Origin of the sequence: Arthrobacter sp. KN11-1C, assembly GCF_052180225.1 — a bacterium.
Classification (GTDB): Bacteria; Actinomycetota; Actinomycetes; order Actinomycetales; family Micrococcaceae; genus Arthrobacter.
The window spans coordinates 3,210,629-3,236,379 of the sequence record NZ_CP197467.1; the positions used below are offsets into that span (position 1 = coordinate 3,210,629).

Sequence of the window (25,751 nt, forward strand, 5' to 3'; positions counted from 1 at the left end):
AAACGTTGGGCCCTATGTCGAGGTTGAGACAAGGACGCCCCCCAAACACGTTGCATTTGCACTCAGCCTTTCCTTTGATGCTGCTTCTTCAGTTGAACGACTTCAGTTGAACGACGCCGCACGGTCGGCGGCATCATAGAACACGCATCAAGATGCGAGGGTGATCTTCCATCCCGCGGGATCCAGGACTTTTGCCGGCTTGTAGTCGGCCGCGACGTTGCGGATGATTTCATCCAAGGTGGTCTTCGGGTCGAAGCCGACAAGCCCGAGGGACTTGCTGTTGTCCGGAACCCGCCGGCGCATGTCTTCGTAGCCTTCCGAGTACGCCTGCTCATAGGGCACCAAGGTGATGGCGCTGTCGCTCCCGAGGAGTTCGACTATCCTTTGGGCCAACGTCAGGATGGAAATCTCGTAGCTGCCGCCGAGGTTGTAGGCATTTCCGTAGGCAAGCGGTTCCTCGGAAATGCGGACGATGGCCGGAACGATGTCGCCGACGTAGGAGAAGCACCTCGTCTGGTGGCCGTCTCCATAGACCGTCAGGGGCTCACCGGCGAGCGCCTGGCGGACCAGTCGTGGAACAACCATTCCGTAGCGGCCCGTCTGCCGCGGACCGACTGTGTTGAAGAGCCTCACGATGGCAACCGGCAAGCCGAATTGGCGCCAGTATGCGTGGGCGAATGCTTCGTCAATGCCTTTGGCCGCGGCGTAGGTCCACCGGGATTTGAGCGCGGATCCCAGGATGCGGTCCGCTTCCTCCGAGAGGCTGTCCGAGGTGTTCTTGCCGTAGATCTCGCTTGTGGATGCCAGCAGCAGCGAGGCACCCGATTCCAGGACCGAGTCCAGGACCACTTCGGTGCCATGGATGTTCGTGCGGAGGCTCTCCAACGGGTGGTCGACTATCAGGTTCACGCCAACTGCGGCGGCCAAATGGAAGACCCTGTCGGAACCAGCCACCACTTTGTCCACCGCGTCGCGGTCGAGAATGGTGCCCTCGATGAAATGGAAGTTCCTGTGGCCGATGACGCCTTTGAGATTCTCCAAGCGTCCGGTGGACAAGTTGTCCAGCACGGCGACTTCGTCCCCGGCCGCCAACAAATGCTCAACAAGGTGGCTTCCAATGAACCCGGCACCGCCGGTTATTGCTGTTTTCATTACTCCTGCTTCCGTCGAAAACCTGGGTGGGTCTAGAGCCGGGTTACGTTATCGGCTTTGGGCAAGCGGTACGTCGTGTCCAGGACTGCCGGTGCTCCGGCCAGCCAGTCAAGTTGCGTCTGGCTGTGCTTCGTGTGCAGGATCACCAGATCCGCACCCCAGTCGGCCGGCGATTGCTCGGACTCGAGTGTCCCGCCGTGACCGTCCGGAGCCGTCCGGCACCAAGGGTCGGAGAATGCCACTTCCGCTCCGTCGGCGATCAGGGCGGCGATGATCTCCAACGCCGGGGATTCCCGGAGATCTTCGACGTCGGGCTTGTACGCAACCCCGAGGACCATGACGCGGGCACCGGCAACACCGTGGTTGCGGTCCGACAGGATTCGCCGGGCCTTCTCAACCACCTGGTGCGGCCTGCCTGCAATGCCGGCCATCGCTTGTTCGATCACGGGGGCCGTCAAGCGGGCTTTGCGCAATTGCCACAGCAAGTAGTGGGGGTCGCACGGTATGCAGTGCCCGCCGACTCCGGGACCAGGGGTGAACGCCATGAATCCGTACGGCTTGGTGGAAGCGGCATCGATGACGTCCATGACCTCCATGTTGAGTTCGTGGCAGATATCGGCGAACTCGTTTGCCAAGGCGATGTTGACGGCCCGGAAGGTGTTCTCCACCAGCTTGGTCATTTCGGCGACGTCTGCCGACGGCACCACGTGAACCAGCTTGGTGCTGGCGCTCAGAAGCCGCTCGGCAACTTCGCCGCAGGCCGGGGTCACGCCGCCGACTACCCGCGGGACGTCTTCGTGGGAGAACGAATCCACGCCGGGGTTGATGCGCTCGGGCGAGAACGCCACGAACACGTCACGGCCTGGAATGAGTCCCTTGGCAGCCAGCGGCAAAGCCAGAAGGTCCCGGGTGGATCCGACGTACGTCGTCGAGGTCAGCATCAGCAACTGGCCCGTGGTCGCGAAATCGACCACCGAAGCACACGCGGCCCGGAGAATGCCGAGATCCGGGACCAGGTACTCGTCCACGGGAGTGGGAACGCAGACAACCACTGCCGCCGCGCGGGCAAGCAAGGACAAGTCGCTGCTCAGCATGAAGGTCGGGTCCAGCAGCGCGTTCCGGAGCCGCTCCTTGTCGGAGTCCAGGAGATCCGCCCGTTGCTCGCGGATCACGGCCAAGCGGGCGTCGGACACGTCGAGGCCGAGAACACGCCGGCCCGAGGCGTTGATCGCCAGTGCGGTGGGCAGGCCGACATAGCCCATGCCTACGATCGCCACGTCGAAGGTAAAAGCCTGGTCCTGCGTGGTTGCCCGTGTTCCTGCGCCCTCCGGCCATGCCGGTGCCTGTGTGTGCAAGGACTGCGAGCTCCCGCTGGGCTCTGCCTTGAGGGTCTTTACCTTCGTGTTCGGTGCCATGGTCAGTCGACCTCCCGGTGCCTGTTGTCTCCAGTGTGAAAGAAAGCCGGCGACGAAACGGGATGTGCCCTGGTCTCAGAGGGCACATGACCGCCCGCCGCCGGCTCGATTGTGGGGGTACCCGCCAAATGCGGGCGCCCGGTTGCATTGGAGTTGATTTCTCGCTGGATTACCGGGTGGTTTTCCTGTAGCAAAGAATTCTTCCTGCGCTTCATCTCGAGACCCACTTATCCCCAATTGAGTGGCGGTTGCCATCAGGAAAAGCGTATTAACGAACCCCTAGGGCGGGCGCGAGTGGGCTCTACCCGTCTTTGGATGCGCGGTCCCTTCCGAGGCCACTGACTACCCGTCCGAGCGCTTTTAACCACTCGATTCAGTACTCGCTTTTGGGCCTCGGGCCCTTTACCGCAGCGGACGACGGCGGAAGGAGACTTCGGGGAAGCGCTCACCCATCGCCGGGGCCGGGCCAGTCGCGCCCGCGGCTAGCCCAGGCCCTGCGTGCCGTGGGCGCCGTTCATCAAGTCTTCCCGGTGGCTGATGCCAAGCTTGGCGAACATTCGGTACAGATGGCCTTCAACGGTGCGCAAGGACAGGCCCAAGCTCAGCGCAATGTCCTTATTGCTCGATCCCGACTGCACCAGCGTTGCGATTTCCTGTTCGCGCCGGGTCAGTTTCTGGAGATCCGGGGAGCCTCCGTCAACGGCCGGACCGGCCTTGTCGAGGGCGGCCGTGCGGCGCTTGAGGAGACGCTGGCCCTCGAGCTGGCGTGCCTTGTCGCCCCTGCTTTCGAGGATCCGCAGGGCGTGGCTCGCGCAGTCGGCTGCGGCAAGCTCCAGGCCGTCCCTGGCTGCCGAGTCGCTCAGCTCAATGAGGCGGTCCGCGTCCTTGTGCGCGAGGGCAAGTCCGACGCTCAGGGCAAACTCCGCGGTGCGGCCTTCGCTGCCTTCCGCCACTGCCGTCAGCCGGCGTGCCACTCCCGGGTCTCCGAGCCTCAGCACCAACATCAGGATGTCGATCTCAGCGCCGATCGCTCCGTCCGCGGCCGCGGAATCCGCAAGGGCCATGAGCCTCGCGATCGCCGTTTGCGTTCCGGTATGTTCGGCCCGCGCAACTGCCGCATGGCCTTGCGCCAGCAGGGACGGATGCACGCCTTCCCGGATCAACGCGTCGTATTCGCTGGTGTACGTCATCGCAGTGTCACGCCGCTTCAGGATCGACGCCGCGTACGCGGCGGCAGCAACGGCGTCGGGCAGGTCGCTCCCCATATCGGAGACCCGCAGCATGCTGACCGCCTGCCGAAGCCGTGGCAGCGCCACCCCGAGGTCTCCCCGGCGCAGGTCAACCATGCCCGCCGCCAAGTGGAACATCCCGCCGGAATAGATCAGGGAGTTCGGGGCTTGGGAAACATGGTTCTTGAGGAACGTTTCAAGAACGCCGAACTCACCGGCCTGTTGCAGGGCAAGGATGTAGCGGCGCATCACCATTCCTGCGTATTGGAGGCTCCAGTGGCCGCTCGTGGCGACCATCTCCTGGATCTCCATCAGGATCTGGATGGCGGAAACCGGCCGTCCCGTGACCGCCATGGCCTCCGCGAGGAGGGTGCCCGCCACGAGGCGGGACTCGTCGTCGTCCGCTTCTTTCCAGATCTGGCGGAGCTCACGCTCCGTCTCGATGTAGTGGCCTTCGGCTTGGAGGCCCTCCAGTGAGAGGAGACGGCTTCCCAGCTTTCCGCGTTCCAGTTCATCAGGGTCGATGCCTTGACGGGATTCGGCGAGCCTGGCCAGGGCCGCCTCCCATTCGTATGCTGCCTGTTTGATGGCGTTCGGCCCGACGCCTTGACGCCCGGCAAGCTGGGCCGCCAACATCGATGCCTGCCGGACCGTCCGCGGATCATTTGTCCTATCCACCACTCCGGCGAGCGAGGATACCGATCCCCTGATGTCGCCCCGGTACCATTTGGCGCGTGCCACCTCAACCTGGGCTGCCAGCCGCAGAGAAGGATCCTTGATTGCGCCTGCTACCCGTTCCACGTAGCTGGGGATGAACAACCGGTTGGCCAGCTGGGCTGCTTCCAGGATGTCGGAGTCCGGGACCTCTGTGCCCGATTCCAATCCCCAGGAGACGTAGCGGAGCAGTCCGTCCATGGTCTGCGGCTTGGAATCCATGAGGTCCACGATGCGCCGCCGGATGGTCATGCTGTGGGCGGTCGGGACCAGCTGGCGGATCACTTCGCCCACCAGCGGCTGGGCCAGCCGGACATGCCGGGCGGGGTCTGACGCGATCTCGATGAAATGCAGCTCCTGCAGTTCGTCCACGGCTCTGGAGTCGCTGGCCTGTTGCACCACGTTCAACGGCACAGGCTCCGCAAGCGCCACGGTTTCCAGGGTTTCACGCTGCGCGGCTCCCAACATCAGGATCTGGTTCCGCACGAGGTCCATGAGGCGCACACTCGTCCCCCGAAGCTCACCCGAAAGCATCCAGGCATCGTTGCGGCACACCAACTGGCCCAGCGACTTGGCGTGCTCGATGAGTTCCAGCAGGAACATCGGGTTTCCGCCGGAGTACTTGCAGAGGACCGCGCTGGTGCCCTGCACCACCGGTGCATCCAAGGCCTGGGCGCAAAGTTGGTTGACTTCCTGCTCATTGAGCGGCTGCAGGTCGAACCGGTCCACGAGCCCTTCGGACCACATCGAGAAAACCTCGGCGGGCGGGGCAGGATACGGCCGGCACAAGAACACGACTTTGGCGGCTTCCGCTGCCGCCAGTTGTGCCAGGACAGCCACGCTGCTGTCGTCGATGTGGTGAGCGTCCTCCACGATCAGGACGGCTGGTGCCGGATGCGGTTGGCCTGCGGGGTTCAACGCCGCTACCACAGCCCTCAGGACGGACAACGGTTCATTGATCTGGCCGGGGGTCAACGCCGTCAGCAGTGGCGCCAAGGCGGCAAACGGCACCGAGGCCAGGGTGGGACCGGCAAAGACCCTGAAAGGGCGGACACGTTGTCCCAATTCATGGACCACTTCGTTAATCAGTGCGGTCTTGCCGATGCCCGCGTCTCCGAATAGCAGGACCCCGGGACCATTGACATCGAGAAGGCAGTCCACGACGGCTGCCATCACGCTGAATCGACCGACGAGTGCATCGGCTGCAACCACCTCAGTCATTTCGCACCTCCTTCGACGTTGCCCAAGGCAAAGGTGAGCTCGGAGCGTTCCACGACTTTCAGCTTCCCGAAGATCTGGTAGAGGTGCCCCTCCACCGTGCGTACTGAGACATGGAGTTTCGCAGCAATGCCTTTGTTGCTCTCCCGGTTCGCCGCCAGCCTGGCGATCTCCAACTCGCGGGCAGTCAGCTTCAGTCCTTCCTGGTTGCCGCTTTGCGGTGTGCGCAAGCGCTGCCGGCACGTCTCCGCGAGCTGCCGCGCCTTCCTCAGGACCGCCTTGTCCAACTGGACATGGTCCAGGTGCAACACGGTTTCCGCGATATCGAAGGCGAACCTGTCGTTCTGCATGTCTTCGGCCAACCGCGCGGCCTCGAGAAGAAGCTCGGCACTTCCAGATATTGTCGCCCGTGCGTACACGACGCACAGTTCGGCGAACTGCCCCTGGCAGCGGAGTGCCGAGTCCAACAGCCGCGGAGCGGCTGTTACCGCGCCCAGCCGAACGGCCGAACTGAGGGAAAAGATCTCGTGACCAGGGGCACCCTCGTCCCGGTCGGCGTCGGCCAAGCGCAGGAGTTCACCGACGGCGGCCTCCTGGCCCTCGATTCGATCCCGGGCCAAAGCCGCGAGGTACCTTTTCGTCCGTTCCTTCCGCCACGTCGGCCTGCGCAGCTGGGTGGCTGCTTCCTTCAGGTAGCGCAGTGCCTGCTCTTGCTCGCCTTGCAAGGCAGAGGCGTAGGCCGCCGCCGTGCAGGCGACATCCAGCATGCCTTCATTGTCCTGGACCCGCAGCTGGCTGATCACCGGAATGAGCGCTTCCAGACCGTCTTGACCCCGGCCCTGGATGCACCGGAAGATCGCTTTGGGAAGATCGATGGCCGTCGGCAGGGCCTCGGCGGGGGAGACCAGGAGATCATCGCCGGGCTGGACCATTTCCGCTTCCTTGTCCCAGCGTCCGGCGAGTACGAAGGCGAACCGCAGCCGCGATGTGGCGCGTCGGGCTGCGGAGACGGAAACGGCCGGATCATGGCAGTCAGCCATCAGCTGTTCTGCCATGTCCGCCGCCTCGGATTGCCGTCCCGTCAGGGCCCATGCCTCGCACAGCCAGCTTCCGGCGAGGAGGCGGAACTCCGTGCCGTGCGATTCAAAGTCTTGAAGCACCTCTTCCAGTCGTGCCGCCATCTCAGCGTAGGAACCCGAGTAGCTGGCCGCCTGCGATTCGGCCAGGACAAGTTCCTCCCGCAGCGTGCCGATTCCCGGGCCGTCTGCGGCTGTGGTCGTTTCGTCGTCGAGCCGTCGACGGACATGTGCCAAGGTCTCGCACGCTTGCGCCGTGGTTTCGGGGAGCGCCAGAAGGACCGAAGCCTCCGCCAGCTTGAGATGGACCCATTCGGCAAGGGCGGCTTCGTCACCGGACCCATCAACGCGAACCCTCAGCACGTCCCGGGCCCCGGCGACGTCGCCGAGTGTCATCAACGCACGGGCTTCCTCGGCTACTGCCCCGGGCCGCGTGGAGTGGCCTGGAATGGTCCGGACCAGGCGGAGGGCCAGCCGCGCATCAAGTTGCCGATTCGCCACTGCGGCAGCTTCAAGCGCTTCTTCCCTTCCCAACGTGGCTCCGCAGTCCAAGGCCCACGCGGCCATGGACAGCAACATCGAGCGTTGGCCGAGGGCCGGATCCATCGAGTCCAGGAGCAAGCCGCGGAGTTCATTGCTGCGGCCGGGTGGGACATTCGCGCGGACCACGTCACCCACCAGTTGGCTCTGGAGGTGGGCCATCCTGGGCAGCGAATCGTCGACGACGAGGATGCTCCTTTTCTCAAGGGAATCCACATCGTCCGCCGATGCGATGGCCAGGAGGGATTCCAGGGGGACGGCCCTGGCCAGTGAAAGGATCTCCAGGACTTTGCGCTCACCGGCCCCCATCCGCCCAAGCCGCGTAGTGATGAGATCGGTGATTGCCCTGCCGTGCAGTTCGCTGCGGGACGTCAGGACCCAGACGCCGTCGCTTTTCAGGAGCGAACCGGACTCGGCGAGCTCCGCCGCGAGCATCTTGAGGTAATGGGGGTTGCCGCCGCTGGCCGTCCACAGGGCATGGGCGCCGGACGGCGAGACCTGGGCTCCCAGCCCGGCCTCGAGCCAGGTATGCGATTCCTGGAAAGTCAGTGCCTTGAGGTCTATCCGGTGCAGGAACCCATCGCCGCAAAGCCGCGTGATCTCGCCGCACAGCCGCTGCGGGTCGGTGCAGGTGAGGACAAGCTGCGCCGTGCCGTTCCTCGCGAGCTGGGCAACCGTCATGGCCGCCAGCTCGTCAAGCTCGGCCGCGTTTTCAATGACCAGGTACACCGGCTTTCCCTCGGCGCGCTCACGGAGCAAATTGGTGAGTGCCGACAACACCAGGACGGGATGGGCCAGGTATCCCGGGTCAAGATCGCTCAAAAGGATGTTGAGGGCGCCGTAGGGTGATCTGGCCAACGCTGCGCTGCCGCGGATGACGACGACGAATGAGCGCCCGCGTAGTTCGTTCACCGCACGAGTAGTCAAGTAGCTCTTGCCGCTCCCCGACGGGCCTGTGACGAGCACTCCACCTTTGGAGGCCGCGAGTGCCAGGGCAATGTCCTCAACATCGGCCCTGGGCCCGATCGGCGGCCAGACGGCCGGAATGACCGGCTTGCCTTCGGCTCCGTCATGTGGGTTTGGAGCCGAGGGTGCGTCGAACGCCTGGTACCGGGACCCGCCCCCGGACCGAGGGGCATGGACCGTAGATGCACTGCCTGCTGTCAACATGAGCGAGACCCCCAGTGATCGAGTGGTGACACCCCCCAATTAACCAGCTAGCCGTCAGGCCTACACCAGTAGTGAGTACTCGACTTTCATGCCACCGGATACTCGTATGCGGGTGTGAGTACCCCTGCCCCGGGTGCCGGGTACTCGTCGCCGGCAGTGTCTCCGGCTCGAACCGAGAGTACGCTACTACTGCCCTGCCGCCGCTCCCGGCCTCAGTCTGTGCCCGACGCTCCTTGCGCGACGGCGGCAGCCCCGGCAAGTTCGTCCCGGCCAGTGATCCCCAATTTCGAATAGCACCGGTACAGGTGTCCCTCGACGGTGCGGACGGAGATGAGCAGCGTGTCTGCGATCTGCCGGTCGCTGAGGCCCTGGACCGCCAGATTGACGATGTCCCATTCCCTCCTGGTCAGCTTCGGAGCCACGGAATCGTGCGGTGTTTCTTCCCTGCCGTGTCCCAGTTCTTCGTTGCAGCGCGCCAGCCCCGCGCGGGCCATCGCGCTGAGCTCTTTAGTGTGGCCCCGGTCCGATGCTCCCAGCGCCAAACCATAAGCCTTCGCGGCCAGATGATAGATGGTGGCGGCTTCCAGCTTCTCCGCTGCGGACAGGTACCGCGCGGCACCCCCGGACTTAAGAGCGAGCCCGTATTCCGCGAGCGCTTGCGCCCAATCGCCTTCGGTGGCGGCCGCGGTTTCACAAAACCGCTCCAGCCTGCTGGTGTCTCCCAGGCCAAGCACGAGCTCCAGGGCATGAAGTTCGAGGTACGTGGCGTTTTCCTTCGCCGCGTTGTCAGCGTTGAGGTGCAACGCCTCCACGCCGGAGCCGTCCGCGTTGAGGAGTTCGAGCGCGGCGTCGAAAAAACTTTTTGCCTGTGCCGCGAGAAGGTGGGTGCTGTGTTGTCCCCAACCCTTGTAGTCCGCCTGGAACCGTTCGGCTTCAGGCAAGCCCGCGCCGGCTGCCGTGTAGAAAGCCATGGCGGCACACAGCCCGAAGAGATTCTGCGGATCGCTGTCCCTCAGGGCTTCGAGGCCCGCAGTCAGCAACGGCAAGGCGTCGCCGGATTTTCCTTGCCTGATGGCGATGTACCCGGCCACCACGTAGGCCGCTCCGCCGAAGGACGCCATCGAGACACCCGATGTTTCGTAATACCTGTCGAGGAGCTTTTGCGCTTCCGCCCAGTCACCCACGGCCAAGGCACAAATGACGAGGCGGGCGGAGATGAACTCGGGGACGAAGAAGACCTCGTTCTCCTGGGGCTGGGCTAGGGTGGCCGCCTCGAGGACCAGTTGCTTTGCCTGGCGCCCGCGGCCGAAGGCGCAGAGCATTTCGGACTTCATGGCCAGCGCCAGCGCCTTGAACAGCGGAGGCAAAGAGCCATCCACTGTTTCCGACTGGAGGAGCACGCGTTCCAGTTCGGGGGCCATCCTCCCGTAGTCGCCGTCCACGGACCCGGCCAGCAACCCGATCACGGTGACGGCAAGCGGCACCGCGGCTTTCGCATCCGGCGAGCGCTGCCCCTCGAGTCCGGGCTGCTGCCCGCCCCATTCGCGCAGGACCTCGCCTTCTGCCCGGATCAAGGAAGCGGACTGCCCGACGGCGGCCCGCGTGACCGCGCGAAGAAGGCTGCCGGAAACCACGTTGGAGGGGCCGGCGTCGACTGTTGCTTGTGCCAGGACTGCCGCGGCCTCGTCCCGGCGGCCGAGATTGAAGTACGACCGGGCAAGGACCGCCTGGGCAATCGATTGCCACTGCGGGTCCCGTACCGCTGTCGCCATGCGCAACGCCGTCTCGCTCTGCAGGAGCCTCGCCGAAAGGACAGCCGCCCGGATCAGGAGACGATCGGGCACATCCGCCCCGCAGTCAAGTGACCATGTCACCATCCTCAGCAAGGAGTCCGGGTTGTCTTCCAAGACATCCATGCGAGCGATCAACTGACGGTGCAGTTGAAGGCTCTGCGCTGCCGGGACGATGCTCCGAAGCACCTCTCCGTAGACCGGATTGACGAGCCGAAGGGTTGGCAACCCATTGCCCCCGGGCTTGACCAAATGCTGGTCCACCAACTCCTGCACGGCCGCTTCTCCGGCCACGACGGTAATCAACGTCTCGTCCACCGGTTCCGCCAAGGCAATCAAGTTCAAAGCTTCCCTACCGGCGGCCGAAATACGCATCAGCTGGAGTTTGACGACGGCCTCGAGCTTCACAGTGTGCACAGGTGTTGCGGCTGCCTTGAGCCACACCCCGTGTCTCTGGACGAGGGTTCCCGAGCTCTCGGCTTCGCGGACAAGGGTCTTCAGAAGCAGGGTGTTGCCCCCTGCCTCGGTCCAGAAACCGTGGCTCGTGCTGTTCAGGACGACACCCCCCAGGAGGGCCTCGCACAATTCGTGGCCTTGCTCTGCTGTCAGGGGCTCCAGGTCGAACCACTCGGCAGTTCCTTCGTGCCACAAGCGCAGGAGCGGGCCCGGAACTCCCGGCCGCGGAACGCATGCGGCAACGATTTTGGCCCATCCTGCCTGAACAAGTTCCGTCAGCATCGCGCATGTTGCATCGTCCAGGTACTGCGCGTCATCGACGAGCAGCAAAGCCGGCCCGGTACCTACGCGGATGCCCTCGAGGTGATCCCAAAGCGAGCGCAGCACGGCGACCCGCGAGGATATGTCGGCAAGTGAGAGGTGGGAAAGAAACGGAGCCAGCACCCCATACGGGACAGCGGTCAGTGACGGACTCCCGTGAATCGGTACTACCGCAAGGTCCCCGCCAAAGACGTTGCCCACCTGGGCCAGGAGCGATGACGCGCCGAGACCGGAATCACCCACGATGAAGACGGCCGAACAATCGTCCTCACGGATTGCCGCCGCAATTCCAGGAAGCAAATGCCCATAATCGAGCCACGGTTCGGGCGGCCTTGTGCCGGTTCCTCCGACATGACCATGCACCGCCGCAGCGTTGTCATGACTGCGGGGTTCCTTCAAGCTCGCTCCTCGATGAGATGCCCATTTTGGTGAAGATTTGGTACAGATGGCCTTCTACTGTGCGGACGGAAACTTGCAACTGGTTGGCTACCTCTTTGTTACTCAACCCTTGACTGGCCATCTTTGCAACCTGACGCTCCCTTTCGGTCAGTTCGGGTCCGAAAGTGTGCGGGGTCAGGGGCAGCACAGGCACGGTACCCACCAGGCGGTCCAGCCGCTGCTGGGCCAGCCTCGCGGACGCCGAATCGCCAGCTTCCCGGGCGATGTCCAAGGCCAGGACGGCACAGCGGGACTCCACTGCATCCAGGCTCAGTTCCTGGGCTACGGAAGCGGCAAGAAGCAGCGTCTTCGGGTCCTTCTTGCGGCTTCCCTCCGCCACCATCCGGTTCACCGCAGCCATCTTGCCTTGGCGGCGGGACGAAACCTGCTCCAGGAGCAACAACTCTTCCTCGGTGCCGTGGACGGTGGCGCCGAAGAGGCTGATGGATGCCGTGGTGATCCGCCCCTTCGCCAGGTCCCGGTTGGCCGACTCGATGAGGCTCTGTTTCGCCCCGGGATCCTTCAGCCAGCGTCGTGCCATCTTGACGCAGAATTCGGCCATCCATGCGGGGAACCACGCGGTTTCGCCTTGTCCTTTTTCGGCCAATTCGAGGAAAGTCCGGGATTCCTTGACGTCGCCGGCCTGGGCGTAGGCAAAGGCGAGCGCGGAGTAGGCCAGGACGGGTCCGTAGTAGTTGCGCCTGATCTCCAACTGTGCCTGGGCCCCCAGCAGGGTGTCGATCGCGACTGAGGCCCGTCCGGCATACGTGTAGGAAACACCCAGTGCGAGTTCGGCGGCGCCGCCAAGGTAGTGGATGTTCTTTGGCTGCTGATCGAGGGTTGCCGTCAGCATCCGCGCTAATTCCTCCCACTGTCCGCTGCAGAGGAGTGCGGCGAACAAGCCTTCGGACAACCAGTTGTGCAACCGCGGCCGGGCCTTGGCGCGCTGTATCTTGTGCTTCAACTCGCGCGCCAGTTCGATGGCCTCCATTTCCCTGCCGAGTACCGCCCAGGCCATGGTCAGCAGGCTCCCGCAGCTCAACCGCTGCTGAAGATCAATGCCGTCCCGGTACTCCTGCTCCAAGGCTTCGGCAACGTCGGCATACTCGCCCTGATGGACCTGGAGCTCGAAACTCGCGAGCCTGAGCATCCCGCAGGCCCGTTCAATTTCCGTGCCATCCGCTCCGGCTTCCTGCGACCGGCGGGAAAGGTCTTCCTGGGCCTCGGCCACGAGGCCGGGTATCTGGAGGTGGCCGCCTGGAATCCACAACAGCGCACTGCAGAGCTCCTGGACATAGTCCGCATATTCGTAGGGCGGAAGGCGCCGGAGCTGCTCGGGCGCAACGTCCTTCAATGCGGCCACCGCTGCCTCGTGCTCGGCCAGAATGACGTGGGAAACGCAGCGTTGCTGGGCAGCGGCCACCCATTCCTTGTCCTCGCGCCCGATCTGCCGGGCGCATTCCAAAGCGAACCAAGGATCGAATTGCCTGTTTGCCGCCGTCGCGGCCGCCAGGGCCACTGCCGGTTCAAGGGTTTCACGGACGTTCAGCGTCGAAGAGGCAAAGCCCAGGAGCGCCTCGGCGTCGAGGTCCCGGGTTATGCTGCCAATCACCCCGGCGGCAAGCTGCCGCAGTTCATTCCGCCGTGGCAGGTCCATCCAGCCTCGAATGACCTCACCCATGTACTCGTCGCGCAGCGCCACGCGGCGCGCACCTGACGGTTCGATCCGCAGATAACCGGACCACTCCATCTCCGCGACCACTTCAGGTTCCAGCACGTCCAACAGTACGGAGAGGGGGGCGGTTCGAATGAGGGCAAGCAGCTCCAGGGCTTCCCGGACCGCGGGACTCTCCCGGGCCAGGCGCGACCGGACGAGGTCCGTCAGGACTTCCGCGGAAGAAAGATGGATTTCGCCCTTCATTGCCCAAACCTGACCGGCCAGGTGCAGGTTGCCTGAGCGGAGTTGCTCGGTGACGATGGCTTGAAGAACCAAGGGATTTCCACCGCTGGACGCGTGCAAGGCGCTTGCTGCCGTTGCGGTCACCCGTTTTCCAAGGACGCCGCCCAGCAATTTGGCAACTTCAGCGCGGGAAAAGACCTGAAGTTCGACCTCGTCGAGGAGGCCGTCTTTCAAGAGCCTGATCAGGTCTTCCGGCATGTCCGTGGCTTGGCGGACCGTGACGAGCACTTTTGCGGTCCCGCTAATTAACAAGTGCACCAGGAGGGCCGTGCTCATGCTGTCCAGCGCAGGAAGTTCCGAGAGGACCACGAGCACTTTGCGTCCCGCGGCATCGGAACTGATCAAGTGCGAGATGCCGTAGATGATCGCGCCGGGGGAATCTGCGGCCTCTGCCGGCAGCCTCGCGACCAGATGGGCGAGCGCCCCAAACGGAGTGTTGACGTCCGTGGAGCCGTGGAGGTGCAGTACGTGGGTCCTTGGAGTGAGCCGGGCTTCCACCGAACGGGCAAAGGTCGCTTTGCCTACGCCCGGTGCGCCAACCACCACCACTCCGTACGAAGACGGTTCGCCGAGCGCTTCAATAACCGTGTTTTGAAGATCCTGCCGGACCAGCGACGACCATTTTCGACGTTCTGCAGCCCCCAGTGCCTGCCGCTCCGTTGCGGGTCGCCCTGTTTCTGATTCCGGTGTTGCTCGCAATTTAGATCACGCTACCTTCGCAGCTCTGGCGGACGTGACGTTCAGCGGGTCGTTTGCTTTAGGATTTCCTCTTCACCCCCAGCAGTGATTTGCAAAGTATCATAGCGCCCGGTCCGAATCAATTAGTTGAGTTGACTCGTAAAAAACCTCCGCGAAGGGGCATACGTTGCCTCATAAGCATTTCTCCGGCTGGTTCGGGGTTGCCGGTCGGGCGGTGGCGGGTTACGCAGGGTGGATGGGACTGACGATGGCCGAGCGCAAGGCCGTGACGAAGCAGCTGGCGAGGACCTACCGGGCCGGTGATCGGGTCCGGAAGGGCAGGATCCTGGACGAGGTGGTCGAGCTGACGGGCTGGCACCGGGACTATGCGCGGGCGGTGCTGCGGCATGCCCTTGATCCGCCCGGGCCGCGTCCGGTGCGGGCGGGCCGGGCTCCGGCGTACGGGGCGGATCTGCAGCCGGGCCTGGTGCAGTGCTGGGCGGTGCTGCGGGCGCCGGCCGGACGGCTGCTGGCGGCGGCGATGCCGGAACTTGTTCCGATGCTGCGGGACGAGGGAGCGCTGCAGGTCACGGATCCGCAGGCGGCCCTGCTGGCGCGGATGAGCGCTGCAACGATCGATAGGCGGCTGGCCGGGGAACGGGCCAAGCTGCTGCCCCGGGGGCGCTCCCACACCAAGCCCGGGTCCTTGCTGAAATCCCAGATCCCGATCCGGACCTGGGCGCAGTGGGATGATGCCGTGCCCGGGTTCGTGGAGATCGACCTGGTCGGCCATGAAGGGTCCAACAACTCCGGGCAGTTCTGCTTCACACTGACCGTCACCGACATCGCCACGGGCTGGACGGTGAACAGGTCCGTGCCCAACCGGGCCCAGAAGCACGTCTTCGCTGCCCTGCAGCACGTCCTGTCGGTGTTTCCCTTTCCCGTGATCGGCATCGATTCGGACAACGGCAGCGAGTTCATCAACAACCATCTGTACGATTTCTGCCTGGAACACCACATCACCTTCACCCGCTCCCGGTCCGGCAACAAGAACGACGGGGCCCACGTGGAGCAGAAAAACTGGGCCAGGGTCCGTGAACTCGTCGGCTACCTGCGCTACGACACCGCCGCGGAACTGGAGCTGCTGAACCAGGTCTGGGAACTGGACCGGATCTTCACCAACTACCTGCTGCCCCAGCAGAAGCTCATCGCCAAGGTCCGCGTCGGAGCCAAGGTCACCAAGAAGCACGACGCTCCGGCAACCCCGCACAGACGCACGAAAGCCGACCCCGGCGTCTCGCCCATGGCCGTGCTCCGCATGGACACCGAATACAAGAAGATCAGACCTGCTGCCCTGTCCCGGCAGATCCTGTCCCTCACGGGCCGGCTCGAAACCCTCGCCACGGCCAAGCAGCCCGCACCCGTGAAACCCCCCGTCAACGAGGGCTGGAACCGCCGCCCCAACCGGAGATATTCAAATGAGGCGACGAATGCCCCTTCCCGGAGGTATTGACATGAGGTAACAGGTTAGTCAGGCGACGAACGATCAGGGTACTTGTTAACCACTGAATTGAGTGCACGTAGGGCCGCGGAGGTGGGGTCAGGCCTTGACCGGGTGGAACTTCTGCTGGGCGGCAAGCAAGCCTTCAGTCATCAAGACCTCAACAGCATCCGCTGCTTCATCCAGGAGAAACGGAAGCTCCTTCTTTTCGGAGGCTCCAAAATCCCTGAGTACATAGTCGGCGGTGTCCATCCTTCCCGGTGGCCTGCCGACGCCCACGCGAACCCGCAAATAGTCCTTCGTGGCCAAAGCCTTTGAAATATCCCGCAGGCCGTTATGCCCCCCTTCCCCACCGCCGATCTTCAACTTGACGGTATTGAAGGGAATATCAATTTCGTCGTGGACGGCAATCACGTGATCCGGTGCAATGTCGAAAAACCGGGCCAGGCCGGAAACAGGTCCCCCCGAGACATTCATGTAGCTCATAGGTTTCGCCAAAACCACGCGCGGGCCACCGATCCCGAGCCTGCCTTCGACCACCTGGGCCCGGGCCTTGTGGGCCTTGAAGCTCCCGCCCATGCGCGAGGCAAGTTCGTCAAGGACCATTTGGCCGACGTTGTGGCGATTGTGGCTGTATTCAGCGCCGGGATTGCCAAGGCCTACGATCAGCCAGGTGTCTGTCATGGAGTCATCCTAGGGAATCAGGAGGGTGGAATGAAAAAGAAGTGGCCGGGACCCCTCAGGGACCCGGCCACTCTCGAAGGCTTCTGCCGACTACTGGGCAGAAAGACTACTCGGCAGCAGCAACTGCCTCTTCCTCGGCCTCGGACGTGGCCTCGGAGATGTTGATGACGAGGGTCTCGGGGTCGGTGAGCAGTGCCGAACCGCTCGGCAGGACGATGTCCGAAGCGAGGACGTGCTCGCCGGCCTTGCGGCCTTCGATGCTGATTTCGACGAAGGTCGGCAGGTGCGTGGCTTCGGCTTCGAGGGAAACCGTGGTGGCTTCCTGGTTGGCGACTGCGCCGATGGCAGCTTCGCCGATGACGTGGACGGCCACGTCAACGGTGACCTTCTCGCCCTTGCGGACGGTCAGGAGGTCGATGTGCTCGATGATCTGCTTGATCGGGTCGCGCTGGATGTCCTTGACCAGGGCCAGGTGCTCTTCGCCGTTGACGTCCAGGGCCAGCAGGGCGTTGGAAACGCGGACGGCCAGGGTGGTGGCGCGGCCCGGCAGGTTGATGTGGATGGGCTCTGCGCCGTGACCGTAGATGACGGCCGGGATCTGGCCGGCTGCGCGGGCGCGGCGGGCGAAACCCTTGCCGAATTCGGTGCGCAGTTCTGCTGCGAGCTTCTGCTCAGACATGTGTACTCCTTGATTACTGTGGCGCCGGCACGTCGCCGGCAAGTCGATCAGCAAGGGCGGAGGTCTGTGGTGACCTTCCACGCCCGGCAGAATGCCCGCCGCTGAGCAGCAGGTTCAGTCCACCTTCGTTGAAGGAGATTCAGACCCAGTCGATAACGGAGACCCGCAAACCCGGTTTTAACCCGGATGTGCCTCTCCCTCGCCAAGGTATCCCCAAGAGTTTAGCAGCCGCGTCCCGCCAAAGGGAAAACGGCCCTAGGCGTTGCCGTCGAAGAGGCTCGTGACGGAACCGTCGTCGAACACTTCACGGATGGCGCGCGCAATCAACGGCGCGATCGACAGCACCGTGAGCTGCGGGAAGCGCTTGTCGGCCGGAATCGGCAGGGTGTTGGTGACCACGACCTCGCGGGCACCGGAATCGGCCAGTCGCTGCGCCGCGGGCTCGGAGAACACAGCGTGGGTGCACGCGATGATGACGTCTTTGGCACCGGCGTTCTTGAGGACCTGGACAGCTCCGGAGATGGTTCCACCGGTGTCGATCATGTCGTCGATCAGGACGCAGGTGCGGCCTTCGATCTGCCCGACGACGGTCTTCGAGACAGCCTGGTTCGGCACCGTGAGGTCGCGGCTCTTGTGGACGAACGCCAGCGGCGCACCGCCCAGGCGCTCGGCCCACTGTTCCGCGACCCGGACACGGCCGGTGTCCGGCGAGACAACGGTGATGTTGTCTGCCTCGACCTTGGTGCGGATGTAGTCGGCAAGCAGCGGGATGGCCATGAGGTGATCCACCGGGCCGTCAAAGAAGCCCTGGATCTGGGAGGTGTGCAGGTCCACTGACATGATGCGGTCCGCGCCGGCGGTCTTGTAGAGGTCCGCCACCAAGCGGGCCGAAATCGGCTCGCGGCCGCGGCCCTTCTTGTCCTGGCGGGCATACGGGTAGAACGGCGAGACGACGGTGATCCTCTTCGCCGAAGCGCGCTTCAGGGAATCGATCATGATCAACTGCTCCATCAGCCAGTTGTTCAACGGGGCCGGGTGCGCCTGGATGACGAACGCATCGGTGCCACGGACGCTCTCCCCCGAGCGCACATAGATTTCCCCGTTCGCGAAGTCGTAGGCGTCGATAGGCAGGAGTTCAGTGTCCAACTCCTTGGCGATTTCCTGCGCCAGCTCGGGGTGCGCCCGTCCGGCGGCGAGAACTAGTTTCTTCTCACCGTGTGCGGTAATTTCGCTCATGCCTGTGTGCCCTCTTCTGTGGTTGCCGGAGTACTTGAGGAATCGGGGGTGGCAGTGGAGCCATGCGCGGCTTGCGCAGCCTGCGCCAGCCGGGCCGAGTTGCTGCCCTGCCGGTTGGCGATGACCCAGCCTTCGGCGTTGCGTTGCGGAGCGACGCTCAGGGTGAGGGCTCCGGCGGGAACGTCCTTGCGGATGATGGCGCCGGCGCCGCTGTATGCACCGTCGCCGATCGTTACGGGGGCCACGAAGACGGTGTTGGAACCGGTCCGCACACCCGAGCCGATCACCGTGCGGTGCTTCTTCTCGCCGTCGTAGTTCGCCGTGATGTTGCCGCAGCCGATGTTGGTGTCCTCACCGATCTCGGCGTCGCCCGCATAGCCGAGGTGGGACAGCTTCGAACCGCGCCCGATCGTTACGTTCTTGGTTTCGTAGAAAGCGCCGATCTTGCCGGTCTCGCCCAGGACAGTGCCCGGGCGCAGGTAAGTGAACGGGCCCACGCTGGCCTTGGCCCCGATAGTGGATCCCGAGCCGTGGGTGCGGGTCACTTTCGCGCCTTCGCCCACCGAAACGTCGGTGAGGGTCGTGTCGGGGCCGACGACGGCGTCGCGCGCCACCGTGGTGGCACCGTGGAGCTGTGTGTTCGGCAGGAGGCGGACGTCTTCGTCCAGGGTGACGGTGGAATCGATCCACGTGGTGGCCGGGTCGACGACCGTGACGCCGGCACGCATCCAGCCCTCGACGATGCGGCGGTTGTGTTCGGCCCCGAGGGCGGCGAGCTGGACGCGGTCGTTGGCGCCCTCCACCTGCCAGCGGTCCTCGGTGACGACGGCGGAAACCCGGCCTCCGGCGTCGCGCGTCAGCCCGAGCACGTCGGTGAGGTACTTTTCCTGCTGGATGTTCTCGGTGGTCACTTTGCGCAGCTGCTCGCGGAGCACTTTTGCGTCAAACGCGTAGATGCCGGAGTTGACCTCGCGGATGGAGCGCTCGGCGTCGCTCGCGTCTTTGTGTTCGCGGATGCCCAGGACGGTGCCGTCCTCGGCACGAAGTATGCGGCCATAACCATTGGCGTCGTCGAGGACCGCGGTCAGGACCGTCACGGCGTTGCCCTCGGATTCGTGCGTGGCGACCAGCTCGGAGAGAAGGGAACCGGTCAGCAACGGCACGTCGCCATACGTGACGACCACCGTGCCGGTGAGTTCGGCTTTCGCGTCCAAGGCGTCAAGGGCGACCTCCACCGCGCGCCCGGTTCCTGGAACTTCGTCCTGGTCCACGATGACGGCGTCGGGATCGATCAGTCCAATGTGCTCGGCGACCAAGTCCCGTTCATGGCGGACCACGAGGGCCAGCTGCCGGGGATCGATGGAACGGGCTGCGAGGATGGCATGCGCCACCATGGAGCGTCCGCCGATTTCGTGAAGGATCTTGGGAGTCCGCGACTTCATGCGCGTACCGGCTCCGGCAGCTAGGACAATCACAGCGGCGGGGCCAGTAGTATCGGGGCTCACGAAGTCGCTCTCCTTGCTCGGTTACGTCCGGGCGAACCCGGCTGCGGCATCTGCTCTATCCTACTCTTGCCGATTCACAGCCCTCCGCGCAGCCAGTGGACAGCTTCGGGAGAGGCAGTGCCTTCAGAGGCGGTGCCGGCAGACCACCGACAAGTTCCGCCCATAGGATTCGAACCTATACTCCACGGCTCCAAAGGCCGGGGTGCTGCCATTACACCAGAGCGGACCGCGCGCACGTCCCCTTGCGGACGCAGGATCCGCGGGGTTCCCGTTGACCGGGTCGCACACACAAGAATCTAGTTTGCCATGACCATTGCGGTGTTCGCGACTTGGCGCATCCCCGAGTCCTTTTCAGCACTATTGGCAGCTCCCTCGAGGCCGCTTCGCGCTTGACATAAGGCATGATGGATGCGTGAGCAACAGCACAGGACTTCCCCGGCAGGCTGCGGGTTCCAGGGTGATCAACCACCCGCCCGCGGGCCAGGTTGCCCGTGCCCGGATGACGGGTTCCCAGCGTCGCTCCCAGCTCATCGACATAGGCCGGCGCCTCTTCGCCGCCCGAGGCCTGGACGCCACGACCATCGACGAAATCGCGGCCGCCGCAGGAGTGTCCAAGCCGATGATCTACGAACACTTCGGCTCGAAGGAAGGCCTCTACACGCAAGTCGTGGAGTTCGAATTCCGGATCCTCCTCGACGCCATCAACGAGTCCCTCGCCGCCGAAGCCAAACCACGCGTGCTCGTCGAACAGGCGGCCCTCGCCTTGCTCGGCTACATCGAAGAGCGCAGCGACGGCTTCCGGATCCTCATGCGGGACGCCCCGCCCTCCCAGCCCGAAGGCGCCCTCTCCACTTTGCTCTCCCACGTGGCCGACCGCGTGGAAGACCTGCTCGCCGACGAATTCTCCCGGCGCGGATTCAGCACGTCCGACGGCGCCATGTATGCCCAGATGCTGGTGGGCATGGTGGCCATGACCGGCCAGTGGTGGCTCGATCACCGCGAGCCCGACAAGCGCGCAGTAGCCGCCCACCTGGTCAACCTGGCATGGAACGGCCTGACGGGCCTGCAAAAGGAGCCGGAACTCCGGAGCGAGGGCTAGGGCGTCCGGGCGACTTTCGCTTGCTGTGCCTCGGTCACCCTTCGCGGTTGTCCGTGGTCGCCTCCGCGAGTTTCCGTGGTCACTTCCGCGGCGCAACGGCCCTTCGCCGTCGCTCGTCGTCACCTTCGCGGAGCAACGGCCCTTCGCCGTCGCTTAGACACAGCGCATAAGGGGTCTTCCGGTCGCTGAGCGACCTCCAAACCCCGATGCGCCGCGATGCGCTCCTACCCGAAGGCCCGCAGCGCCGCTCCTGCCAAAGTTCCGTTTGGGATTCGCCCCGATGTTCACAGTTCCGACGCCGATGCGGCCCGTCGACACGCAAAATCCCTGCCGACACGGGAATCCGCGCATCGAATTCCTCTTTCTGAGTCGTCAGCACATTCGGGTGTCGCGAAGCGCCAACGATTCACCAAGTACCTGCTTTCGACCCGGGCCCGGACTTACGACGCCGATGCATCCCGTCGACACACAAAATCCCTATCGACACCGGAATCCGCGCATCGAAGTCCTCTTTCTGAGTCGACAGAACATTCGGGTGTCGCGAAGCACCCACGATTCATTGAGCAACTGCTGTCGACCCGGGCCCGTACTTTCGACCCACATGTGCCCCGCCGACACGCAAAATCCCTATCGACACCGGAATCCGCGCATCGAAGTCCTCTTTCTGAGTCGACAGAACATTCGGGTGTCGGGAATCGCCCACGATTCACCAAGCAACTGGTTTCGACCCAGGCCCGGACTTTCGACGCCGATGCGTCCCGTCGACACACAAAATCCCTGCCGACACGGGAATCCGCGTATCGAATTCCGTTTTCTGAGTCGCCACCACATTCGGGTGTCGGGAATCGCCCGGTTCCCCATCCCACCGCAGGCGGACGACGCCGGCAGTCCGCCCCCGCGAGGTGACTTACCCCCGCCGGAGGCGGTTCTTCCGAAAGGAGCGCATCGCAACGCAACGGGCCGGGGAGCTCGCTCAGCGAGCGAGCGGGCCCTCTTGCGTTGTGTCTAAGCGACGCGGAAGGGCCGGCTCCGGCACCCAAGGTACCCGGGGCCAGGGTGACGGCTGAAGGCGCCCGCCCACAGCACCTACTCCCCCAGGATCTCCGCCGCCTCGAGCCATTCGAGCTCGAGGCCTTCTTTTTCCTCGAGGAGCTCCTGCAGCTTGGCGTTCAGTTCGCCGAGGGCGTCGAAGTCGCCGGATTGGGACTTCGCCGCCATCTGGACGTGGAGCTTCTCTTCTTGCTGTGCGATCTTGCCCAGCTGTCGGTCGATCCTGTTCAGGTCCTTGCGGGCTTCACGCTTCTCCGCTTCGCTCGGCCCGGAAACGGCGGCACTCGAGCCGCTTGCCGCCGTCGGCCTGGCACTCCCGCTCGACGCTCCGCCGGTCACCGCGCCGCTCGCGAGGGCGGCTTCGCGCAGTTCCAGGTACTGGTCCACGCCACCGGGAAGTCCGCGGAGTTTGCCGTCGCCCAGGAGAGCCATTTGGGAATCCGTGACACGTTCCAGCAGGTAGCGGTCGTGGCTGACAACTACGAGGGTGCCGGGCCAGCCGTCTAGGACGTCTTCGACGGCGGCGAGGGTGTCGGTATCGAGGTCGTTGGTGGGTTCGTCGAGCATCAGGACGTTCGGTTCGCCCACCAAGAGGCGCAAGAGCTGGAGGCGGCGCCGTTCACCACCGGAAAGGTCGGTGACGGGCGTCCACTGCTTTTCCTTCGTGAACCCGAGTTGCTCCACGAGCTGGCCGGCCGTGAACTCCTTGCCCCCGACGCTGAAGGAGCGCTTCTCCCGTTCGATGACTTCGATCACGCGAAGGTCTGAGACGTCGTCGAGCTCCTTGACGTCCTGGCTGAGCACCGCCGTGACAACGGTCTTGCCGCGCTTGACCTTTCCGGAACTCGGCGCGATCTCGCCGTTGAGGAGCCTCAGGAGGGTGGACTTCCCGGCGCCGTTGACGCCCACCAGTCCGAGCCGCTGTCCTGGCGCCAGGCGCAAGGTGACGTCGTCGAAGAGCTTCCGGCCGGCGTCGTCGCCCTTGAAGTCCAGGGAGACGCCTTCAAGATCCAGCACGTCCTTGCCGAGCCGGGCGGTTGCCATCTTGCTGAGGGCCACCGAGTCGCGCGGATCGGGAACATCGGCGATCAGCTCGTTGGCGGCTTCGATGCGGAACTTGGGCTTCGAGGTGCGCGCCGGGGCGCCCCGGCGCAGCCACGCCAGTTCCTTCTTGACGAGCTGCTGCCGTTTGCTTTCGACGACGGACGCGGAGCGGTCGCGCTCGGCGCGCGCCAACACGTAGGCTGCGTAGCCGCCGTCGAACGGGTCCACCATGGCGTCGTGCACTTCCCAGGTCCGGTTGCAGACTTCGTCCAGGAACCAACGGTCGTGGGTCACCACGAGGAACGCACCCTGGTTGGCACGCCAGCGGGTCTTCAAGTGCCGGGAAAGCCAGGCGACGCCTTCGACGTCGAGGTGGTTGGTGGGCTCGTCGAGCATGATCACGTCGTGGTCCTCGATGAGCAGCTTGGCCAGGGCGACCCTGCGCTTTTGGCCCCCGGAGAGGGCATGCACGTTGGCGTGCCAATCGACGTCGGCCACAAGTCCGCCCATGATCTCCCGGATCTTGGGGTTCGCGGCCCATTCGTGGTCGGCCTGGTCGCCGACGATCGCGGCGCCGACTGTGAGGTCGCCGTCGAGCACGTCGGACTGGTCGAGGTAGCCGACGTTGACGTCGCCGCGTTTGGTCACGCGGCCGGAGTCCGGCGTCGAGCGCAATGCCAGCAAGCGCATCAGCGTCGATTTGCCGTCACCGTTGCGCCCGACCATGCCGATCCTGTCGCCGTCCTCCAAACCAAGGGTTACGCCGTCGAGGATGGTGCGGGTTGCGAACGAAACGGTGAGGTTTTCACCGCCGAGCAGGTGGGCCACTGGGTACTACTTTCTGGTGTGAACAGTCAGAGCGACGTGTCATAGGAGGGTATCGGAGATGATCCGGGCACCGGGAACCGGGCCGTGCACGGCAAGGGCATTGTGGCCAAGGTGCCGAAGGTCCTCGGCGAGCCCCTCGGCCGCCCGGGGGTTGTGGGCGAGCAAGGCCACGGTGGGGCCGGAACCGGAAACAATCCCGGCGAGGGCGCCGTTCGACTCCCCTGCCCCGATGGTGTTCCGTAATTGCGGGGCCAGCTCGATCGAGGCGCGCTGGAGGTCGTTGATGAGGACTTTGCTCAGGGCGTCCGGATCTCCGTTGCGGAGCGCTTGCAGGATCTTGGCATCGACCTCGAGCGGTTCGGGGATGTCGAGTCCCTCGGTGTTCCGGAGCCGGTCCAGGGTGTGGAACACCTCGGGCGTGGAGAGTCCGTAGTCGGCGCAGACCAGGACCCAGTCCATCTGGGCTTTCGCGAGGGCCGGTGAGAGTTCGTCGCCGACGCCAAGCCCGACGGCGGTCCCTCCCAGCAACGAGAACGGCACGTCCGCGCCCAACTCGGCGGCAAGGTGGGCCAGTTCTTCGCGTGACAAACCACTGTTCCACAGCGCGTCGCAGGCCAGGAGGGTCGCCGCGGCATCGGCCGAGCCGCCGCCCATTCCACCGGCAACGGGAACCCGCTTGGTGATTTCCAAGTGCACGCCCGTGGCGTTCTCCGAAACATCCCTCATGATGGCGGCGGCCTTGTAGGCCAGGTTCCGCTCGTCGAGCGGGATGTCGACGCCGTCGAGGTCCAAGGTGCTGGCGGGCCCGATGCTGACGGTGATCCCTGGCCCCTCCGTGCTGGTGGCGGCTACTTCCTCGTAGAGGGACACCGCGAGATACACGCTGGCCACCGAGTGGTAGCCGTCGGGCCGCAAGGGGCCGACGTTGAGGGAAACGTTCACCTTGCCGGGTGCCCGGACGCGGACGGTCCGTGCGACGAAGCGCCCGCGGTTGGCACCGCTGATTGCCGGATTCATGCGTCCAGCGGGTGGCGTGCCTCGGCAATTCGGACAAACGCGTTGATATCGAGCACTTCACCGCGGGCAGTCGGATCAACGCCGGCAGCCACGATGAAGCGTTCGGCTTCCGCGGCGCTTCCGGCCCACGTCGCGAGGGCCGCGCGGAGCGTCTTGCGGCGTTGGGCAAATGCGGCGTCGATGACCGCGAAGACCTGTTCGCGCGTGGCGTGGGTTTCCGGTGGCGCGCCGCGGGTGAAGGACACGAGCCCGGAGTGGATCTTCGGGGCCGGCCAGAAGACATTCATGCCGATCACGCCGGCCTTGCGCATGTGGCCGTACCAGGCGGCCTTGACGGAGGGGACCCCGTAGATCTTGGAGCCCGGACCCGCGGCCAGCCGGTCCGCCACCTCGTCCTGGACCATGACCAGCCCGTGTTGCAGGCTCGGGAAGTGTTGGAGCAGGTGCAGGACCACGGGAACTGCGACGTTGTACGGCAGGTTGGCCACGAGGGCGGTGGGCTGCACTGGAAGTTCGGTGACCTTCATGGCGTCGGAGAGAACCAGGTGGAAATCGTCCGCTGCCTGCGGGCGCCAGGTGCGCACCGTTTCCGGCAGCTTGCCGGCCAGTACGGGATCGATTTCGACAGCGACGACTGTTTTCGCGGCGTCGAGCAAGCCGAGCGTCAACGAACCGAGCCCCGGCCCGACCTCCAGCACGGTTTCCTCGGGGTCAATACCGGCGGCAGAGACAATCCTGCGGATCGTGTTTCCGTCGATGACGAAGTTCTGCCCCAGGGTTTTGGTTGGGCGGACACCGATCTCCTCGGCGAGCCGTCGGATGTCAGCAGCTCCCAGAAGGGGTGCGACGGCGGCGTGTTCGGAATTCGGTTCAGTCACCTAGGTATCGTATCGTCTGAGCGACTGGCGGGGGCGCCCGCCCGCCTTATCGACGACGCGAAAGGCCAGGCCC

15 protein-coding genes and 1 tRNA gene are annotated in these 25,751 nt (G+C 64.5%); 2 read left to right on the forward strand and 14 right to left on the reverse strand.

Going from position 1 to position 25,751, the window contains the following annotated elements:
- Positions 1–147: 147 nt before the first annotated feature.
- From ACSBOX_RS15055 to ACSBOX_RS15080, 6 genes are all read right to left on the reverse strand, one after another.
- Positions 148–1,152 (reverse strand): dTDP-glucose 4,6-dehydratase, encoded by a 1,005-nt coding sequence (locus ACSBOX_RS15055; protein WP_078105892.1) that lies wholly within the window; start codon positions 1,150–1,152, stop codon positions 148–150.
- Positions 1,153–1,184: 32 nt separating this feature from the next.
- On the reverse strand, positions 1,185–2,567 hold the full coding sequence (locus ACSBOX_RS15060; protein WP_442543172.1) for a nucleotide sugar dehydrogenase: 1,383 nt from the start codon (positions 2,565–2,567) through the stop codon (positions 1,185–1,187).
- Positions 2,568–3,049: 482 nt separating this feature from the next.
- Positions 3,050–5,731 carry a LuxR C-terminal-related transcriptional regulator gene (locus tag ACSBOX_RS15065; RefSeq protein WP_442543173.1) on the reverse strand — a complete coding sequence of 894 codons (2,682 nt, stop codon included), beginning with the start codon at positions 5,729–5,731 and terminating at the stop codon, positions 3,050–3,052.
- Positions 5,728–8,514, reverse strand: coding sequence for a LuxR C-terminal-related transcriptional regulator (locus tag ACSBOX_RS15070; RefSeq protein ID WP_442543174.1), 2,787 nt, complete (start codon positions 8,512–8,514; stop codon positions 5,728–5,730). The genes ACSBOX_RS15065 and ACSBOX_RS15070 overlap by 4 nt, the downstream gene beginning before the upstream one ends.
- Before the next feature lie 212 nt (positions 8,515–8,726).
- Positions 8,727–11,381, reverse strand: coding sequence for a LuxR C-terminal-related transcriptional regulator (locus ACSBOX_RS15075; protein WP_442543175.1), 2,655 nt, complete (start codon positions 11,379–11,381; stop codon positions 8,727–8,729).
- A 76-nt stretch (positions 11,382–11,457) separates the two neighbouring features.
- Positions 11,458–14,178, reverse strand: a complete 2,721-nt coding sequence (locus ACSBOX_RS15080; protein ID WP_442543176.1) for a LuxR C-terminal-related transcriptional regulator — start codon at positions 14,176–14,178, stop codon at positions 11,458–11,460.
- Between the two features lie 166 nt (positions 14,179–14,344).
- Here ACSBOX_RS15080 and ACSBOX_RS15085 point away from each other — a divergent pair, with 166 nt between their 5' ends.
- Positions 14,345–15,670: an integrase catalytic domain-containing protein gene (locus tag ACSBOX_RS15085; RefSeq protein ID WP_442543177.1), complete on the forward strand. Its 1,326-nt coding sequence runs from the start codon at positions 14,345–14,347 to the stop codon at positions 15,668–15,670.
- Positions 15,671–15,757: 87 nt separating this feature from the next.
- Here ACSBOX_RS15085 and pth read toward each other — a convergent pair whose 3' ends face one another.
- From pth to ACSBOX_RS15110, 5 genes are all read right to left on the reverse strand, one after another.
- Positions 15,758–16,342, reverse strand: a complete 585-nt coding sequence (pth, locus tag ACSBOX_RS15090; protein ID WP_269993268.1) for an aminoacyl-tRNA hydrolase — start codon at positions 16,340–16,342, stop codon at positions 15,758–15,760.
- Between the two features lie 106 nt (positions 16,343–16,448).
- Positions 16,449–17,021 (reverse strand): 50S ribosomal protein L25/general stress protein Ctc, encoded by a 573-nt coding sequence (locus tag ACSBOX_RS15095; protein WP_442543178.1) that lies wholly within the window; start codon positions 17,019–17,021, stop codon positions 16,449–16,451.
- Positions 17,022–17,276: 255 nt separating this feature from the next.
- A complete protein-coding gene (locus ACSBOX_RS15100; protein ID WP_078105900.1) occupies positions 17,277–18,257 on the reverse strand; it encodes a ribose-phosphate diphosphokinase in 981 nt (326 codons plus the stop codon).
- On the reverse strand, positions 18,254–19,762 hold the full coding sequence (glmU, locus tag ACSBOX_RS15105; RefSeq protein ID WP_442543179.1) for a bifunctional UDP-N-acetylglucosamine diphosphorylase/glucosamine-1-phosphate N-acetyltransferase GlmU: 1,509 nt from the start codon (positions 19,760–19,762) through the stop codon (positions 18,254–18,256). The genes ACSBOX_RS15100 and glmU overlap by 4 nt, the downstream gene beginning before the upstream one ends.
- Positions 19,763–19,916: 154 nt before the next feature.
- Positions 19,917–19,988, reverse strand: a tRNA-Gln gene (locus tag ACSBOX_RS15110).
- Positions 19,989–20,261: 273 nt separating this feature from the next.
- Here ACSBOX_RS15110 and ACSBOX_RS15115 point away from each other — a divergent pair.
- The gene (locus ACSBOX_RS15115; RefSeq protein WP_442546039.1) at positions 20,262–20,861 is read left to right on the forward strand and encodes a TetR/AcrR family transcriptional regulator; all 600 of its coding nucleotides are present in this window, start codon (positions 20,262–20,264) and stop codon (positions 20,859–20,861) included.
- 1,086 nt (positions 20,862–21,947) lie between these two features.
- Here ACSBOX_RS15115 and ACSBOX_RS15120 read toward each other — a convergent pair.
- The 3 genes from ACSBOX_RS15120 to rsmA are packed head-to-tail and all read right to left on the reverse strand — an operon-like array spanning position 21,948 to position 25,678.
- Positions 21,948–23,783 (reverse strand): ABC-F family ATP-binding cassette domain-containing protein, encoded by a 1,836-nt coding sequence (locus ACSBOX_RS15120; RefSeq protein WP_442543180.1) that lies wholly within the window; start codon positions 23,781–23,783, stop codon positions 21,948–21,950.
- 39 nt (positions 23,784–23,822) lie between these two features.
- Positions 23,823–24,800 (reverse strand): 4-(cytidine 5'-diphospho)-2-C-methyl-D-erythritol kinase, encoded by a 978-nt coding sequence (locus ACSBOX_RS15125; RefSeq protein ID WP_442543181.1) that lies wholly within the window; start codon positions 24,798–24,800, stop codon positions 23,823–23,825.
- The gene (gene rsmA, locus ACSBOX_RS15130; protein ID WP_078105904.1) at positions 24,797–25,678 is read right to left on the reverse strand and encodes a 16S rRNA (adenine(1518)-N(6)/adenine(1519)-N(6))-dimethyltransferase RsmA; all 882 of its coding nucleotides are present in this window, start codon (positions 25,676–25,678) and stop codon (positions 24,797–24,799) included. The genes ACSBOX_RS15125 and rsmA overlap by 4 nt, the downstream gene beginning before the upstream one ends.
- Between the last annotated feature and the right edge of the window lie 73 nt (positions 25,679–25,751).